The sequence below is a fragment of the Pseudomonas sp. AC255 genome (genome assembly GCF_979258175.1).
Window position 1 is genome coordinate 5,001 of the sequence record NZ_OZ409841.1, and the last position, 16,840, is coordinate 21,840.

General features: G+C 55.6%; 12 protein-coding genes, 4 tRNA genes and 2 rRNA genes (1 of these 18 running past the window's edge). All 18 read left to right on the forward strand.

Features of this window, described 5'->3' with window-relative positions; all coding sequences use genetic code 11:
* Nucleotides 1-450 (forward strand): 23S ribosomal RNA (locus ACZZ0K_RS00025); it begins 2,444 nt to the left of the window's first position.
* Nucleotides 451-604: 154 nt separating this feature from the next.
* Nucleotides 605-720: ribosomal RNA gene (gene rrf / locus ACZZ0K_RS00030) — 5S ribosomal RNA — on the forward strand.
* A gap of 132 nt (nt 721-852) precedes the next feature.
* Nucleotides 853-1,806: a bifunctional biotin--[acetyl-CoA-carboxylase] ligase/biotin operon repressor BirA gene (gene birA, locus ACZZ0K_RS00035; RefSeq protein WP_150742354.1), complete on the forward strand. Its 954-nt coding sequence runs from the start codon at nt 853-855 to the stop codon at nt 1,804-1,806.
* Entirely contained in the window at nt 1,796-2,548 is a 753-nt protein-coding gene (locus ACZZ0K_RS00040; RefSeq protein ID WP_056786910.1) for a pantothenate kinase, read from the forward strand. Before birA ends, ACZZ0K_RS00040 begins: the two co-directional genes overlap by 11 nt.
* A 7-nt stretch (nt 2,549-2,555) precedes the next feature.
* The gene (locus ACZZ0K_RS00045; RefSeq protein WP_463558925.1) at nt 2,556-2,987 is read left to right on the forward strand and encodes a hypothetical protein; all 432 of its coding nucleotides are present in this window, start codon (nt 2,556-2,558) and stop codon (nt 2,985-2,987) included.
* Between the two features lie 142 nt (nt 2,988-3,129).
* Nucleotides 3,130-3,214 (forward strand) — tRNA-Tyr (locus ACZZ0K_RS00050).
* A gap of 25 nt (nt 3,215-3,239) precedes the next feature.
* Nucleotides 3,240-3,313, forward strand: a tRNA-Gly gene (locus ACZZ0K_RS00055).
* A 27-nt stretch (nt 3,314-3,340) separates the two neighbouring features.
* A tRNA-Thr gene (locus ACZZ0K_RS00060) sits at nt 3,341-3,416 on the forward strand.
* Between the two features lie 85 nt (nt 3,417-3,501).
* A complete protein-coding gene (gene tuf / locus ACZZ0K_RS00065) occupies nt 3,502-4,695 on the forward strand; it encodes an elongation factor Tu (protein ID WP_064361246.1) in 1,194 nt (397 codons plus the stop codon).
* A gap of 53 nt (nt 4,696-4,748) precedes the next feature.
* Nucleotides 4,749-4,824 (forward strand) — tRNA-Trp (locus ACZZ0K_RS00070).
* A 45-nt stretch (nt 4,825-4,869) separates the two neighbouring features.
* Nucleotides 4,870-5,238: a preprotein translocase subunit SecE gene (gene secE / locus ACZZ0K_RS00075; protein ID WP_016772937.1), complete on the forward strand. Its 369-nt coding sequence runs from the start codon at nt 4,870-4,872 to the stop codon at nt 5,236-5,238.
* A 9-nt stretch (nt 5,239-5,247) separates the two neighbouring features.
* Nucleotides 5,248-5,781, forward strand: coding sequence for a transcription termination/antitermination protein NusG (gene nusG, locus ACZZ0K_RS00080; protein ID WP_007957598.1), 534 nt, complete (start codon nt 5,248-5,250; stop codon nt 5,779-5,781).
* Between the two features lie 118 nt (nt 5,782-5,899).
* A complete protein-coding gene (rplK, locus tag ACZZ0K_RS00085) occupies nt 5,900-6,331 on the forward strand; it encodes a 50S ribosomal protein L11 (RefSeq protein WP_003176435.1) in 432 nt (143 codons plus the stop codon).
* On the forward strand, nt 6,331-7,026 hold the full coding sequence (rplA, locus tag ACZZ0K_RS00090) for a 50S ribosomal protein L1 (RefSeq protein ID WP_024014523.1): 696 nt from the start codon (nt 6,331-6,333) through the stop codon (nt 7,024-7,026). Before rplK ends, rplA begins: the two co-directional genes overlap by 1 nt.
* Nucleotides 7,027-7,224: 198 nt before the next feature.
* On the forward strand, nt 7,225-7,725 hold the full coding sequence (rplJ, locus tag ACZZ0K_RS00095; protein ID WP_008081912.1) for a 50S ribosomal protein L10: 501 nt from the start codon (nt 7,225-7,227) through the stop codon (nt 7,723-7,725).
* A gap of 73 nt (nt 7,726-7,798) precedes the next feature.
* On the forward strand, nt 7,799-8,164 hold the full coding sequence (rplL, locus tag ACZZ0K_RS00100; RefSeq protein WP_007962228.1) for a 50S ribosomal protein L7/L12: 366 nt from the start codon (nt 7,799-7,801) through the stop codon (nt 8,162-8,164).
* 221 nt (nt 8,165-8,385) lie between these two features.
* Entirely contained in the window at nt 8,386-12,459 is a 4,074-nt protein-coding gene (gene rpoB, locus ACZZ0K_RS00105) for a DNA-directed RNA polymerase subunit beta (protein WP_016772939.1), read from the forward strand.
* A gap of 64 nt (nt 12,460-12,523) precedes the next feature.
* Nucleotides 12,524-16,723 carry a DNA-directed RNA polymerase subunit beta' gene (rpoC, locus tag ACZZ0K_RS00110; protein WP_016772940.1) on the forward strand — a complete coding sequence of 1,400 codons (4,200 nt, stop codon included), beginning with the start codon at nt 12,524-12,526 and terminating at the stop codon, nt 16,721-16,723.
* Nucleotides 16,724-16,840 lie beyond the last annotated feature (117 nt).

The window sequence follows — 16,840 nt, forward strand, 5'->3', positions numbered from 1 at the left end:
GCTGATACCGCCCAAGAGTTCATATCGACGGCGGTGTTTGGCACCTCGATGTCGGCTCATCACATCCTGGGGCTGAAGCCGGTCCCAAGGGTATGGCTGTTCGCCATTTAAAGTGGTACGCGAGCTGGGTTTAGAACGTCGTGAGACAGTTCGGTCCCTATCTGCCGTGGACGTTTGAGATTTGAGAGGGGCTGCTCCTAGTACGAGAGGACCGGAGTGGACGAACCTCTGGTGTTCCGGTTGTCACGCCAGTGGCATTGCCGGGTAGCTATGTTCGGGAAAGATAACCGCTGAAAGCATCTAAGCGGGAAACTTGCCTCAAGATGAGATCTCACTGGAACCTAGAGTTCCCTGAAGGGCCGTCGAAGACTACGACGTTGATAGGTTGGGTGTGTAAGCGCTGTGAGGCGTTGAGCTAACCAATACTAATTGCCCGTGAGGCTTGACCATATAACACCCAAGCAATTTGCTGACCTGAAAAGGCACCAGATTGCGGTGTGTGAAGACGAAACGAACCGAAAGTTCGAAATTCACAAACACCTAGCTGTCACATACCCAATTTGCTGAAGCGAGGCCGTCTGGTCCCGAGTCAGTACCCGAATTTCTTGACGACCATAGAGCGTTGGAACCACCTGATCCCATCCCGAACTCAGCAGTGAAACGATGCATCGCCGATGGTAGTGTGGGGTTTCCCCATGTGAGAGTAGGTCATCGTCAAGATTAAATTCCGAAACCCCAATTGCGAAAGCAGTTGGGGTTTTGTTTTGCCTGCGAGAAATGTGTCCGCTTGATTTCTATGCAACGGCCCGGGGCATGGCTATTATGCGGGCCTCATTGTGAGGCGATACCTGCATGCTGACGTTGTTGAATCTACTGAAGGATGGACGATTCCATTCCGGACAGGACTTGGGCGTTGCCCTGGGAATTAGCCGAAGTGCTGTATGGAAGCAGCTACAACAGCTTGAAGCTGAACTAGGCCTGTCGATCCATAAAGTTCGCGGTCGCGGATATCAATTGTCGGCGCCTCTGATGCTCCTTGATCCACTTGAAATAACCAGGAAGATGCCCGAATGGCCGGTGCGTGTGTTCGACTCCGTCGACTCGACAAATGCCGAAGCTTTGCGCTCCATCAGTGAGGGCGCCCCCGCGCCGTTTTTGGTGCTCGCGGAGCGACAATTGGCAGGCCGTGGTCGTCGAGGCCGCAAGTGGGTGAGCCCATTTGCGGAAAATCTTTATTACAGCCTGGTTCTTCGAATAGATGGCGGCATGCGTCAGCTTGAGGGGTTGAGCCTTGTTGTTGGCTTGGCCGTGATGCAGACCTTGCGAAGCGCCGGCGTGCCCAATGCCGGTTTGAAGTGGCCCAACGATGTTTTGGTGGGTAACAAGAAAATAGCCGGCATCCTGCTCGAACTCGTCGGCGATCCGGCGGATGTATGTCATGTTGTATTGGGTATAGGAATCAACGTGAATATGCAGGTTGCCGATGAGGTCGACCAGCAATGGACTTCTATAAAACTGGAGTCAGGCAAAGCCTGCGATCGCAATGCTCTGGTGGTTGAGTTGAGTAATCAACTCAAAGCTTATACCCATAAACACCAGCTCAACGGGTTCGCAAGTCTGCAGGCAGAATGGGCGGAAAATCATCTGTGGCAGGGTCGATCCGTGTCGTTGATCGCGGGTAACAGCCATATCGATGGGATAGTGCTCGGGATTGATAACCAAGGCGGGTTGCGCTTGATTGTAGATGGTGTTGAAAAAGTCTTTAGTGGTGGAGAGCTCAGCCTGAGGTTGCGTGATGATTCTTGAGCTTGACTGCGGCAATAGTTTTATCAAATGGCGCGTGCTGGATGCGTCGGCGAGTGGGCTGGTCTCGGAAGGAGTTGTAGATTCCAATCAGGCTTTGCTTGAGAGTCTACGGATCATAAAGTCGCTCTCGCTGCGCAAGTGTCGTTTGGTAAGCGTCAGGACTAACGAGGAAACCAGCGCTTTAACCGAAATGCTTGAGCGCGCGTTCGGTATTCCTATCGTGTGTGCGAAACCCGCCCGCGAGATGTCCGGTGTTCGAAACGGCTATGAAGACTATGAGCGTCTGGGGCTTGATCGCTGGCTGGCGATGCTCGGCGGCTTCCACCTGGCTGCCGGAAGTGCTTGCCTGGTTCTCGATTTCGGTACCGCGGTCACTGCCGATTTTGTCGCGGCTGACGGTGAGCATCTCGGGGGGTTCATTTGTCCTGGTATGCCTTTGATGCGAAACCAGTTGCGCACCCATACCCGTAAAATTCGTTATGGTGATGAAGCAGCAGAGCGCGCCCTTTCCAGTCACGTCCCGGGACGGACCACCGTTGAAGCGGTGGAGCGCGGTTGTTCTTTGATGCTGAGGGGCTTCGTTCTCACTCAATTAGAGCTGGCTCGAGCGTACTGGGGAGAGCAATTCGCCGTCTTTATCACGGGAGGGGATGCCGAGTTGGTTAAAGGCGTCGCGCCTGACGCCAGGGTTGTGCCCGACCTGGTTTTTGTCGGCTTGGCGATGGCTTGTCCCTTGTCTTGAGGTTTATATGCGTTGGTTGTTCCTGCTGCTGGTTGTACTCAATGTTTTTTACTATGTCTGGCATCAGCAGGAAGCGCCCTTGCGAGCCAAAGATGTAACGCCTCTTAATCTGTATCGTGGTTCGCAGCAGGATATCCGTCTGCTGAGCGAAACCGCAGGTGAAGGTCGAAGAGGCGAGGTGGCGCCGCGTCAGCAGTGCTTGTTCCTTGGTGGATTTTCTGACGAAGATTCAATTGCCAAGTTGCAACAGCGTCTGGTGGCGATGAAAGTCAATGTGCAATCCCTGCCGAAAGATGCTGCCGGAAGCGGGTACTGGCTGGCAGCTGCGCCGGACAGCCAGCGTTTGTTGGGCGATCTGCAGTTGCAAAACCTTTCCAAGGAATTCAATGAGTTAAAACATAAAATAATGCTGTGCGAAGGGGTTGCACCTGCTCAATAGTTTGCATAGAATGGCGCCCGCTCCACAGCGAACACCTTAAACGGGATTCGAAGTGAAGCGTGTCAACGCAGCTAACCTCAGGTTTTTAAATGAGAAAATGCTTGACAGGGGTTTGGCATGATATAGAATGCCGGCCTGATTAGGAGGGGTTCCCGAGCGGCCAAAGGGATCAGACTGTAAATCTGACGTCTACGACTTCGAAGGTTCGAATCCTTCTCCCTCCACCAGATTTAAGCGTGAGCTGCAGGCTCCGCGGGTATAGTTTAGTGGTAGAACCTCAGCCTTCCAAGCTGATGATGCGGGTTCGATTCCCGCTACCCGCTCCAAGTTTGCAGGTTGTGCAAAAGGGTTTTGCTCTTGTAGCTCAGTTGGTAGAGCACACCCTTGGTAAGGGTGAGGTCAGCGGTTCAAATCCGCTCAAGAGCTCCATATAACAAGGCAGATATGAAAATATCTGCCTTTGTTTTAATGGTTGATATTGTTTGTCTAATTTCTTCTGTAGAGGGTGATATCGATGGCTAAGGAAAAATTTGATCGTTCCCTGCCCCACGTCAACGTTGGGACCATTGGTCACGTTGACCACGGTAAAACCACTCTGACTGCTGCTCTGACTCGCGTTTGCTCCGAGGTTTTCGGTTCTGCAATCGTTGACTTCGACAAGATCGACAGCGCACCAGAAGAAAAAGCTCGCGGTATCACCATCAACACCGCGCACGTTGAGTACAACTCGAAGATCCGTCACTACGCTCACGTTGACTGCCCAGGTCACGCTGACTACGTGAAGAACATGATCACCGGTGCTGCTCAGATGGACGGCGCTATCCTGGTTTGCTCGGCCGCTGATGGTCCGATGCCTCAAACCCGTGAGCACATCCTGCTGTCCCGTCAGGTTGGCGTTCCGTACATCGTGGTCTTCCTGAACAAGGCTGACCTGGTAGACGATGCTGAGCTGCTGGAACTGGTTGAGATGGAAGTTCGTGACCTGCTGTCGACTTACGACTTCCCGGGCGACGACACTCCGATCATCATCGGTTCGGCTCGTATGGCGCTGGAAGGCAAAGACGACAACGAGATGGGCACCACTGCCGTCAAGAAACTGGTTGAAACTCTGGATGCCTACATCCCAGAACCAGTTCGTATGATCGACAAGCCATTCCTGATGCCAATCGAAGACGTATTCTCGATCTCGGGTCGCGGTACTGTTGTGACTGGTCGTATCGAGCGCGGTATCGTTCGCGTTCAGGATCCGCTGGAAATCGTTGGTCTGCGTGACACCACCGTTACTACTTGCACCGGTGTTGAAATGTTCCGCAAGCTGCTCGACGAAGGTCGTGCTGGCGAGAACTGCGGCGTTCTGCTGCGTGGTACCAAGCGTGACGACGTTGAGCGTGGCCAGGTTCTGGTCAAGCCAGGTTCGGTCAAGCCGCACACCAAGTTCACCGCAGAAGTTTACGTTCTGAGCAAGGAAGAAGGCGGTCGTCACACTCCGTTCTTCAAAGGCTACCGTCCACAGTTCTACTTCCGTACTACTGACGTGACTGGTAACTGCGAGCTGCCAGAAGGCGTTGAAATGGTAATGCCAGGTGACAACATTCAGATGACTGTTACCCTGATCAAAACCATCGCGATGGAAGACGGTCTGCGTTTCGCTATCCGTGAAGGCGGTCGTACCGTCGGCGCTGGCGTCGTAGCAAAAATCATCGAATAAGCGGTTGTAATGTATTTTTCGGGCCGGCATAATGGTCGGCCTGATTTTGTTTTAGGTCAGTAGCTCAATTGGCAGAGCGACGGTCTCCAAAACCGTAGGTTGGGGGTTCGATTCCCTCCTGACCTGCCAGATTCACTCGGTGTATCTGGCTTTCTTTTCACAGGATCTTCATAGATGACTCCTAAAGCTGAAGCTCAAGGCTCTCGCTTCGATCTGCTCAAGTGGCTTGTAGTAGTCGCTTTGGTGGTTGTTGGCGTTGTTGGCAATCAGTATTACGCTGCTTCGCCGATCCTGTACCGTGTACTCGCTTTGCTTGCCATTGCTGCCGTAGCTGCCTTTGTAGGCCTGCAAACCGCGAAGGGCAAGTCTTTCTTTGTACTGGTTAAGGAAGCTCGCACCGAGATTCGTAAAGTCGTGTGGCCAACTCGCCAAGAAACCACACAGACCACGCTGATTGTCGTGGCTGTTGTTTTGGTTATGGCGTTGCTGCTGTGGGGGCTTGATTCCCTGCTCGGCTGGCTTGTTTCCTTGATTGTCGGCTAAGGGTGTCCCGTGGCTAAGCGTTGGTATGTTGTGCATGCTTACTCGGGTTACGAGAAGCATGTGATGCGCTCGCTGATCGAGCGCGTAAAGCTGGCTGGCATGGAAGATGGCTTCGGCGAGATTCTGGTTCCCACTGAAGAAGTGGTTGAGATGCGTAACGGCCAGAAGCGCAAAAGCGAACGGAAGTTCTTTCCAGGCTATGTGCTGGTCCAAATGGATATGAACGAGGGTACTTGGCACTTGGTCAAGGATACTCCTCGGGTGATGGGTTTTATCGGCGGTACCGCTGACAAGCCTGCGCCAATTACAGATAAAGAGGCAGAAGCGATTCTGCGTCGCGTTGCTGATGGTAGCGACAAGCCGAAGCCGAAGACTTTGTTCGAGCCGGGCGAGACGGTACGTGTCAACGACGGTCCATTCGCTGATTTCAATGGCGTTGTGGAAGAAGTTAACTACGAAAAGAGCCGGATCCAAGTGGCTGTGCTCATTTTCGGTCGCTCTACTCCGGTGGAGCTCGAGTTCAGTCAGGTCGAGAAGGTCTAGCTGGACAAGCAATCCCAACCCCGCAGCCTTAGGCTGTGGGGTTTTGTCGTCACTGGGATAAACGCGCAAGTAACCGGGGAGCCTTTCGAGGCGTTCGAACCCGTAATTGGAGTGCCTCATGGCCAAGAAGATTACCGCTTACATCAAGCTGCAAGTGAAGGCCGCTCAGGCTAACCCAAGTCCACCGGTTGGTCCTGCTCTGGGTCAGCACGGCGTGAACATCATGGAATTCTGCAAGGCTTTCAACGCCCGTACTCAGGGTCTTGAGCCAGGTCTGCCGACTCCAGTGATCATCACTGTCTACAGCGACCGTAGCTTCACTTTCGAAACCAAATCCACCCCTGCTTCGGTTCTGCTGAAGAAGGCGGCCGGTCTGACCAGCGGTTCCGCTCGTCCGAACACCGTTAAGGTTGGCACTGTTACCCGTGCTCAGCTGGAAGAAATCGCGAAAACCAAAAACGCGGATCTGACTGCAGCTGATATGGATGCAGCCGTGCGTACTATCGCCGGTTCTGCTCGTAGCATGGGCCTTAACGTGGAGGGTGTGTAATGGCTAAGCTGACCAAGCGTCAAAAGGCTATCGCCGGCAAAATCGAAGCAGGCAAGGCCTACAACATTGTAGACGCCGCTGCTCTGCTGGCCGAGCTGTCGACTGTCAAGTTCAGCGAGTCGTTCGACGTTGCTGTAAACCTGGGTGTAGACCCGCGTAAATCCGACCAGGTTGTTCGTAGCGCTACTGTGCTGCCACACGGCACTGGCAAGACCGTTCGCGTTGCTGTGTTCACCCAGGGTCCAGCTGCTGAGGCCGCTCTGGCTGCCGGCGCTGATCGTGTAGGTATGGACGACCTGGCTGCCGAAATGAAAGGCGGCGACCTGAACTATGACGTAGTGATCGCATCCCCGGATGCCATGCGCGTTGTAGGTCAGTTGGGTCAGATCCTCGGTCCACGTGGCCTGATGCCTAACCCTAAAGTCGGCACCGTAACTCCAGACGTAGCCAACGCGGTCAAGAACGCCAAGGCTGGTCAGGTTCGTTATCGCACCGACAAAAACGGCATCATCCACACTTCCGTTGGCAAGATCGGCTTCGACGCCGTCAAGCTGAAGGAAAACGTTGAAGCCCTGATCGCTGATCTGAAGCGTATCAAGCCAGCTTCCTCGAAAGGTATTTACGTCAAGCGCGTTACCCTGAGCACCACTATGGGCCCAGGTCTGGTTATCGACCAGAGCTCGCTCGACGCGTAAGACAAAGGTTGGCGCGGATTGTCGCGCCAATTGAAAGATTGGGGTCCCTGCCTGGCGGGGGCTATCCAAGACCGTAGGCGGCGCAAGCCTTAAACCTCAAGCCTACGCAGATGGTGCTCCCGGTTCCTTACCGAATCAGACACCAAAACGACATTCGGTTCCGATCGAATGAAACGGTAACAAGCAGGAGTTAAACCCGTGGCAATTAATCTCGAAGACAAGAAGGCCATCGTCGCTGAAGTCAACGAGGCTGCCAAAGTCGCTCTGTCCGCTGTCGTGGTTGATGCACGTGGCGTAACAGTAGGCGCAATGACCGGACTCCGTAAAGAGGCTCGTGAAGCTGGCGTTTACGTACGTGTTGTACGTAACACCCTGCTCAAGCGCGCTGTTGCTGACACTCAATACAGTGTCCTCAACGACGTGTTCACCGGCCCGACCCTGATTGCATTCTCGAACGAACATCCGGGCGCTGCTGCCCGTATCTTCAAAGAGTTTGCCAAGGGTCAGGACAAGTTCGAGATCAAGGCAGCTGCGTTCGAGGGCAAGTTCCTCGCAGCTAATCAGATCGACGTACTGGCAACTCTGCCGACCCGTGACGAAGCAATTTCTCAGCTGATGAGCGTGATTCAAGGCGCAACCAGCAAATTGGCTCGTACTCTGGCGGCAATTCGCGACCAGAAAGAAGCTGCCGCAGCCTAAGGCTCGTCACTTCTCGCGTTTTTTGTTTATTTCGATGGTCGCGTAGGCCGTCCCCCAATTCAGGAATTGAGTCATGTCTCTGACTAACGAACAAATCATCGAAGCAATCGGCCAGAAATCCGTAGTGGAAATCGTTGAGCTGATCAAAGCGATGGAAGAAACCTTCGGTGTTACCGCTGCTGCCGCTTCGGCTGGCCCAGCTGTAGCTGCTGCTGCTGTTGAAGAGCAAACCGAGTTCAACGTTGTTCTGCTGGAAGCTGGCGAGAAGAAGGTTAACGTGATCAAGGCAGTTCGTGAACTGACTGGTCTGGGCCTGAAAGAAGCCAAAGAGAAAGTAGACGGCGCTCCTCAGGTTGTAGCTGAAGGCGTTTCGAAAGAAGCGGCTGAAGACGCCAAGAAGAAGCTGGAAGAAGCAGGCGCTAAAGTCGAGCTGAAGTAAGCATCGACTTTGCTCCTCCAGCCCGAGCGTCAAGCGACAGGCTGATGGCTGGTGGCTCTTGCCACCGGCCTTTTTCCGTTATTGGCAGCCGACTGGGTCGGTGCTGATAAAGGCGCTGTAACCACCCGATGCGGTGGCGCAAACCATGGGGTTTGCACGATTTTCTGGCTGCTCCCGTCGGGAGGGGCCAAACAAGCAGGTGACCAAGCTGGGGAACGCTGATGGCTTACTCATATACTGAGAAAAAACGTATCCGCAAGGACTTTAGCAAGTTGCCGGACGTCATGGATGTGCCTTACCTCCTGGCCATCCAGCTGGATTCGTATCGTGAATTCTTGCAAGCGGGAGCGACTAAAGATCAGTTCCGCGACGTGGGCCTGCATGCGGCCTTCAAATCCGTTTTCCCGATCATCAGCTACTCCGGCAATGCTGCGCTGGAGTACGTCGGTTATCGCCTGGGCGAACCGGCATTTGATGTCAAAGAATGCGTATTGCGCGGTGTAACTTTCGCCGTACCTTTGCGGGTAAAAGTGCGCCTGATCATTTTCGACAAAGAATCGTCGAACAAAGCGATCAAGGACATCAAAGAGCAAGAAGTCTACATGGGTGAAATCCCCCTGATGACTGAGAACGGTACCTTCGTAATCAACGGTACCGAGCGTGTTATCGTTTCCCAGCTGCACCGTTCCCCGGGCGTGTTCTTCGACCACGACCGCGGCAAGACGCACAGCTCCGGCAAACTGCTGTACTCGGCTCGCATCATTCCTTACCGCGGTTCGTGGCTGGACTTCGAATTCGACCCGAAAGACTGCGTCTTCGTGCGTATCGACCGTCGTCGCAAACTGCCGGCTTCGGTACTGCTGCGCGCACTCGGTTACACCACCGAAGAAGTGCTGGACGCGTTCTACACCACCAACGTATTCCACCTGAGCGGCGAAACCCTCAGTCTGGAACTGGTGCCATCGCGCCTGCGTGGTGAGGTTGCGGTTCTGGACATCCAGGACGAGAAGGGCAAGGTCATCGTTGAGCAAGGCCGCCGTATTACCGCGCGCCACATCAACCAGATCGAGAAGGCCGGTATCAAGACGCTGGACGTGCCACTGGACTACGTCCTCGGCCGCACCACCGCCAAGGCTATCGTGCACCCGGCTACCGGCGAAATCCTGGCCGAATGCAACACCGAGCTGAACACTGAAGTCCTGGCAAAGATCGCCAAGGCCCAGGTCGTTCGCATCGAGACCCTGTACACTAACGACATCGACTGCGGTCCGTTCGTCTCCGACACGCTGAAGATCGACTCCACCAGCAACCAATTGGAAGCGCTGGTCGAGATCTATCGCATGATGCGTCCAGGCGAGCCGCCAACCAAAGACGCTGCCGAGACCCTGTTCAACAACCTGTTCTTCAGCCCTGAACGTTATGACCTGTCTGCGGTCGGCCGGATGAAGTTCAACCGTCGTATCGGTCGTACCGAGATCGAAGGTTCGGGCGTGCTGTGCAAGGAAGACATCGTCGCGGTCCTGAAGACTCTGGTCGACATCCGCAACGGTAAAGGCATCGTCGATGACATCGACCACCTGGGTAACCGTCGTGTTCGCTGCGTGGGCGAAATGGCCGAGAACCAGTTCCGCGTTGGCCTGGTACGTGTTGAGCGTGCGGTCAAAGAGCGTCTGTCGATGGCTGAAAGCGAAGGCCTGATGCCGCAAGACCTGATCAACGCCAAGCCAGTGGCTGCCGCGGTGAAAGAGTTCTTCGGTTCCAGCCAGCTGTCGCAGTTCATGGACCAGAACAACCCGCTGTCCGAGATCACCCACAAGCGTCGCGTCTCTGCACTCGGCCCTGGCGGTCTGACTCGTGAGCGCGCAGGCTTCGAAGTCCGTGACGTACACCCGACTCACTACGGTCGTGTCTGCCCGATTGAAACGCCGGAAGGTCCGAACATCGGCCTGATCAACTCCCTGGCTGCGTACGCTCGCACCAACCAGTACGGCTTCCTGGAAAGCCCGTACCGCGTGGTGAAAGAGGGTGTGGTCACCGACGAGATCGTGTTCCTGTCCGCTATTGAAGAAGCCGATCACGTGATCGCGCAGGCTTCGGCGACCATGAACGAGCAGAAAGTCCTGATCGACGAACTGGTTGCCGTACGTCACCTGAACGAATTCACCGTCAAGGCGCCGGAAGACGTCACCCTGATGGACGTTTCGCCGAAGCAGGTTGTGTCGGTTGCAGCGTCGTTGATTCCGTTCCTCGAGCACGACGACGCCAACCGTGCGTTGATGGGTTCGAACATGCAGCGTCAGGCTGTACCGACTCTGCGCGCTGACAAGCCGCTGGTAGGTACCGGCATGGAGCGTAACGTAGCCCGTGACTCCGGCGTTTGCGTCGTGGCTCGTCGTGGTGGCGTGATCGACTCCGTCGACGCCAGCCGTATCGTGGTTCGTGTTGCCGATGACGAAGTTGAAACCGGTGAAGCCGGTGTCGACATCTACAACCTGACCAAATACACCCGCTCGAACCAGAACACCTGCATCAACCAGCGTCCGCTGGTACGTAAAGGTGATCGCGTTCAGCGTAGCGACATCATGGCCGACGGCCCGTCCACCGACATGGGTGAACTGGCACTGGGTCAGAACATGCGCATCGCGTTCATGGCATGGAACGGCTTCAACTTCGAAGACTCCATCTGCCTGTCCGAGCGTGTTGTTCAGGAAGACCGTTTCACCACGATCCACATTCAGGAACTGACCTGTGTGGCCCGTGACACCAAGCTTGGCCCAGAGGAAATCACTGCGGACATCCCGAACGTGGGTGAAGCTGCACTGAACAAGCTGGACGAAGCCGGTATCGTTTACGTAGGTGCTGAAGTAGGCGCAGGCGACATCCTGGTGGGTAAGGTCACTCCGAAAGGCGAGACCCAACTGACTCCGGAAGAAAAACTGCTGCGTGCAATCTTCGGTGAAAAAGCCAGCGACGTTAAAGACACCTCCCTGCGCGTGCCAACCGGCACCAAAGGTACTGTCATCGACGTACAGGTCTTCACCCGCGACGGCGTTGAGCGTGATGCTCGTGCACTGTCGATCGAGAAGTCCCAGCTGGACGAGATCCGCAAGGATCTGAACGAAGAGTTCCGCATCGTTGAAGGCGCGACTTTCGAACGTCTGCGTTCCGCACTGGTAGGCCACAAGGCCGAAGGCGGCGCCGGCCTGAAGAAAGGTCAGGACATCACCGACGAAGTACTCGACGGTCTTGAGCACGGCCAGTGGTTCAAACTGCGCATGGCTGAAGATGCGCTGAACGAGCAGCTCGAGAAGGCTCAGGCCTACATCGTTGATCGTCGCCGTCTGCTGGACGACAAGTTCGAAGACAAGAAGCGCAAACTGCAGCAGGGCGATGACCTGGCTCCAGGCGTGCTGAAAATCGTCAAGGTTTACCTGGCAATCCGTCGCCGCATCCAGCCGGGCGACAAGATGGCCGGTCGTCACGGTAACAAGGGTGTGGTCTCCGTGATCATGCCGGTTGAAGACATGCCGCACGATGCCAATGGCACCCCGGTCGACGTGGTCCTCAACCCGCTGGGCGTACCTTCGCGTATGAACGTTGGTCAGATTCTCGAAACCCACCTGGGCCTCGCGGCCAAAGGTCTGGGCGAGAAGATCAACCGGATGGTCGAAGAGCAGCGTAAAGTCGCTGAACTGCGCACTTTCCTGGACGAGATCTACAACCAGATCGGCGGTCGTAACGAAGATCTGGACAGCTTCTCCGATCAGGAAATCCTCGATCTGGCGAACAACCTGCGTGGCGGCGTTCCAATGGCCACTCCAGTGTTCGACGGCGCCAAGGAAAGCGAAATCAAGGCCATGCTGAAACTGGCAGACCTGCCGGAAAGCGGCCAGATGCAGCTGACCGACGGCCGTACCGGCAACAAGTTCGAGCGTCCAGTTACCGTTGGCTACATGTACATGCTGAAGCTGAACCACTTGGTAGACGACAAGATGCACGCGCGTTCTACCGGTTCTTACAGCCTGGTTACCCAGCAGCCGCTGGGTGGTAAGGCGCAGTTCGGTGGTCAGCGTTTCGGGGAGATGGAGGTCTGGGCACTGGAAGCATACGGTGCTGCTTACACTCTGCAAGAAATGCTCACAGTGAAGTCGGACGATGTGAACGGCCGTACCAAGATGTACAAGAACATCGTGGATGGCGATCACCGTATGGAGCCGGGCATGCCCGAGTCCTTCAACGTGTTGATCAAGGAAATTCGTTCCCTCGGCATCGATATCGATCTGGAAACCGAATAACACGTGACGCGAATCGAGAGCGGGGCAGGATTGCCCGCTCTCTGCTCCGCCAGGAGGAAAGGCCTTGAAAGACCTACTGAATTTGCTGAAAAACCAGGGTCAAGTCGAAGAGTTCGACGCCATCCGTATCGGATTGGCCTCGCCGGAGATGATCCGTTCGTGGTCGTTCGGTGAAGTTAAAAAGCCGGAAACCATCAACTACCGTACGTTCAAACCTGAGCGTGACGGCCTGTTCTGCGCCAAGATCTTTGGCCCGGTAAAGGATTACGAGTGCCTGTGCGGTAAGTACAAGCGCTTGAAGCACCGTGGTGTGATCTGCGAGAAGTGCGGCGTTGAAGTTGCACTGGCCAAGGTTCGTCGTGAGCGCATGGCGCACATCGAACTGGCTTCGCCGGTTGCCCACATCTGGTTCCTGAAATCGCTGCCGTCCCGTATCGGCCTGCTGATGGACATGACCCTGCGTGATATCGAGCGCGTTCTCTACTTCGAGAGCTATGTCGTTATCGATCCAGGCATGACCACCCTTGAAAAAGGTCAGCTGCTGAACGACGAGCAGTACTTCGAAGCGCTTGAAGAGTTCGGTGACGATTTCGATGCCCGCATGGGTGCTGAAGCTGTCCGTGAACTGCTGCACGCTATCGACCTGGAGCACGAGATTGGCCGTCTGCGCGAAGAGATTCCGCAAACCAACTCGGAAACCAAGATCAAGAAGCTGTCCAAGCGTCTGAAGTTGATGGAAGCCTTCCAGGGTTCCGGCAACCTGCCAGAGTGGATGGTGCTGACCGTTCTGCCGGTTCTGCCGCCAGATCTGCGTCCACTGGTCCCGCTGGATGGCGGTCGTTTCGCGACCTCCGACCTCAACGATCTGTATCGTCGAGTGATCAACCGTAACAACCGTTTGAAGCGCCTGCTGGATCTGTCGGCTCCGGACATCATCGTGCGCAACGAAAAGCGCATGTTGCAGGAAGCTGTCGATGCACTGCTCGACAACGGTCGTCGTGGCCGCGCTATCACCGGTTCCAACAAGCGTCCTCTGAAATCCCTAGCTGACATGATCAAGGGTAAGCAGGGTCGTTTCCGTCAGAACTTGCTCGGTAAGCGTGTTGACTACTCCGGTCGTTCGGTAATTACCGTAGGCCCGACGCTGCGTCTGCACCAGTGCGGTCTGCCGAAGAAGATGGCTCTCGAGCTGTTCAAGCCGTTCATTTTCGGCAAGCTGGAAATGCGTGGTCTGGCGACCACCATCAAAGCTGCCAAGAAAATGGTCGAGCGCGAACTGCCAGAGGTTTGGGACGTTCTCGCTGAAGTGATTCGCGAACACCCGGTTCTTCTCAACCGTGCACCAACCCTTCACCGTCTGGGTATCCAGGCGTTTGAACCGGTACTGATCGAAGGTAAGGCTATCCAGCTGCACCCGCTGGTCTGCGCCGCGTACAACGCTGACTTCGACGGCGACCAAATGGCCGTGCACGTACCGCTGACACTGGAAGCCCAGCTCGAAGCGCGTGCGTTGATGATGTCGACCAACAACATTCTGTCGCCAGCCAACGGTGAGCCAATCATCGTTCCGTCGCAGGACGTTGTATTGGGTCTGTACTACATGACTCGTGAAGCGATCAACGCCAAGGGCGAAGGTCGTGTGTTCGCGGATCTGCAGGAAGTCGACCGTGTGTTCCGTGCCGGCGAAGCCGCACTGCACGCCAAGGTCAAGGTTCGTATCAACGAAACCGTCAACGACCGTGACGGCAACAGCGTGAGCGGTACCCGTATCGTCGACACCACTGTCGGCCGTGCGCTGCTGTTCCAGGTTGTGCCGAAAGGTCTGTCGTTCGACGTCGTCAACCTGCCGATGAAGAAAAAGGCGATCTCCAAGCTGATCAACCAGTGCTACCGCGTGGTTGGTCTGAAAGAGACCGTGATCTTCGCTGACCAGTTGATGTACACCGGTTTCGCTTACTCGACCATCTCCGGCGTTTCGATCGGTGTTAACGACTTCGTTATCCCGGATGAAAAAGCCCGCATCATCGGTGCAGCCACCGACGAAGTGAAAGAAATCGAGAGTCAGTACGCCTCCGGCCTGGTAACCCAGGGCGAGAAGTACAACAAAGTGATCGACCTCTGGTCGAAAGCGAACGACGAAGTTTCCAAGGCGATGATGGCCAACCTCTCGAAAGAGAAAGTCATCGACCGTCACGGCGACGAAGTCGACCAAGAGTCTTTCAACTCGATGTACATGATGGCCGACTCGGGTGCGCGGGGTTCCGCAGCACAGATTCGTCAGCTGGCCGGTATGCGTGGTCTGATGGCCAAGCCGGACGGTTCCATCATTGAAACGCCGATTACTGCGAACTTCCGTGAAGGTTTGAGCGTACTTCAGTACTTCATCTCGACTCACGGTGCTCGTAAAGGTCTGGCGGATACCGCGTTGAAAACTGCGAACTCCGGTTACCTGACTCGTCGTCTGGTAGACGTGGCGCAGGATCTGGTTGTAACCGAGATCGATTGCGGCACCGAACACGGTCTGCTGATGACTCCGCACATTGAAGGCGGTGACGTTGTAGAGCCGCTGGGTGAGCGCGTATTGGGTCGTGTCATTGCCCGTGACGTATTCAAGCCGGGTACCGAGGACGTTATCGTTCCTGCCGGCACTCTGGTTGACGAGAAGTGGGTCGAGTTCATCGAGCTGAACAGCATCGACGAAGTGATCGTGCGTTCGCCGATCAGCTGCGAAACCCGCTATGGCATTTGCGCCAAGTGCTACGGCCGTGATCTGGCTCGTGGTCACCAGGTGAACATCGGTGAAGCGGTCGGCGTTATCGCTGCCCAGTCCATCGGTGAGCCGGGTACCCAGCTGACCATGCGTACGTTCCACATCGGTGGTGCGGCAAGCCGTACTTCCGCAGCCGACAGCGTTCAGGTGAAGAATGGCGGTACCGTCCGTCTGCACAACCTGAAGCACGTTGAGCGAGTGGATGGCCATCTGGTTGCTGTGTCCCGTTCCGGTGAGCTGGCAATCGCGGACGATTTCGGTCGTGAGCGCGAGCGTTACAAGCTGCCGTACGGTGCTGTGATTTCGGTTAAAGAAGGTGACAAGGTCGACGCTGGCGCAATCGTGGCCAAGTGGGATCCGCACACTCACCCGATCGTTACCGAAATGAAAGGTACCGTGACCTACGTGGGCATGGAAGAGGGCATCACGATCAAGCGTCAGACTGACGAATTGACCGGTATGACCAACATTGAAGTACTCGACGCGAAAGATCGTCCAGCTGCCGGCAAGGAAATCCGTCCAGCAGTGAAGATGGTCGACGACAACGGCAAGGATCTGTTGCTGCCAGGCACTGACGTTATCGCTCAGTACTTCCTGCCAGCCAACGCCCTGGTCGGTGTGGCTGACGGTGCGAAGATTGCGATCGGTGATGTTATCGCTCGTATCCCGCAGGAAACTTCGAAGACCCGTGACATCACCGGTGGTCTGCCGCGTGTTGCCGACCTGTTCGAAGCGCGTCGTCCGAAAGAAGCGTCGATTCTGGCTGAAGTCAGCGGCACCATCGCGTTCGGTAAAGAGACCAAGGGCAAGCGCCGTCTGGTCATTACCCCGAACGACGGTAGCGATCCGTATGAAGAGCTGATTCCGAAGTGGCGTCACCTGAACGTCTTCGAAGGCGAACAGGTAAACCGCGGCGAAGTTATCTCCGACGGTCCAAGCGATCCGCACGACATCCTTCGTCTGCTGGGTGTGAGCGCGCTGGCCAAGTACATCGTCAACGAGATCCAGGACGTTTATCGTCTGCAAGGCGTGAAGATCAACGACAAGCACATCGAGACCATCCTGCGTCAGATGCTGCGTAAAGTTGAGATCTCCGAGTCCGGCGATTCCAGCTTCATCAAGGGCGACCAGATGGAACTGACTCACGTTCTGGTCGAGAACGAACGTCTGAGCGCGGAAGACAAGTTTGTCTCCAAGTTCACTCGCGTTCTGCTGGGTATCACCAAGGCGTCGTTGTCCACCGAATCGTTCATCTCGGCGGCTTCCTTCCAGGAAACCACTCGCGTACTGACCGAAGCGGCAGTCACCGGCAAGCGCGATTACCTGCGCGGCCTGAAAGAAAACGTAGTCGTGGGTCGTCTGATCCCGGCCGGTACCGGTCTTGCCTATCACAGCGAGCGCAAGCGTCGCCGTGATGCCGACAAGCCGTTGCGCGTAAGCGCCAGTGAAGTGGAAGCTGCACTGACCGAAGCGCTGAACTCGAGCGGTAACTGAGTTCGGCGATAAACGAGAGTGAGGCCCTGATCGCTCCGTTCGTCGAATCGAGACATTAAGTCAAGGTTCGATGGGCGGGGAGGTCGGGGCCTTGCCTTGACTGGAATCAAGATCCTC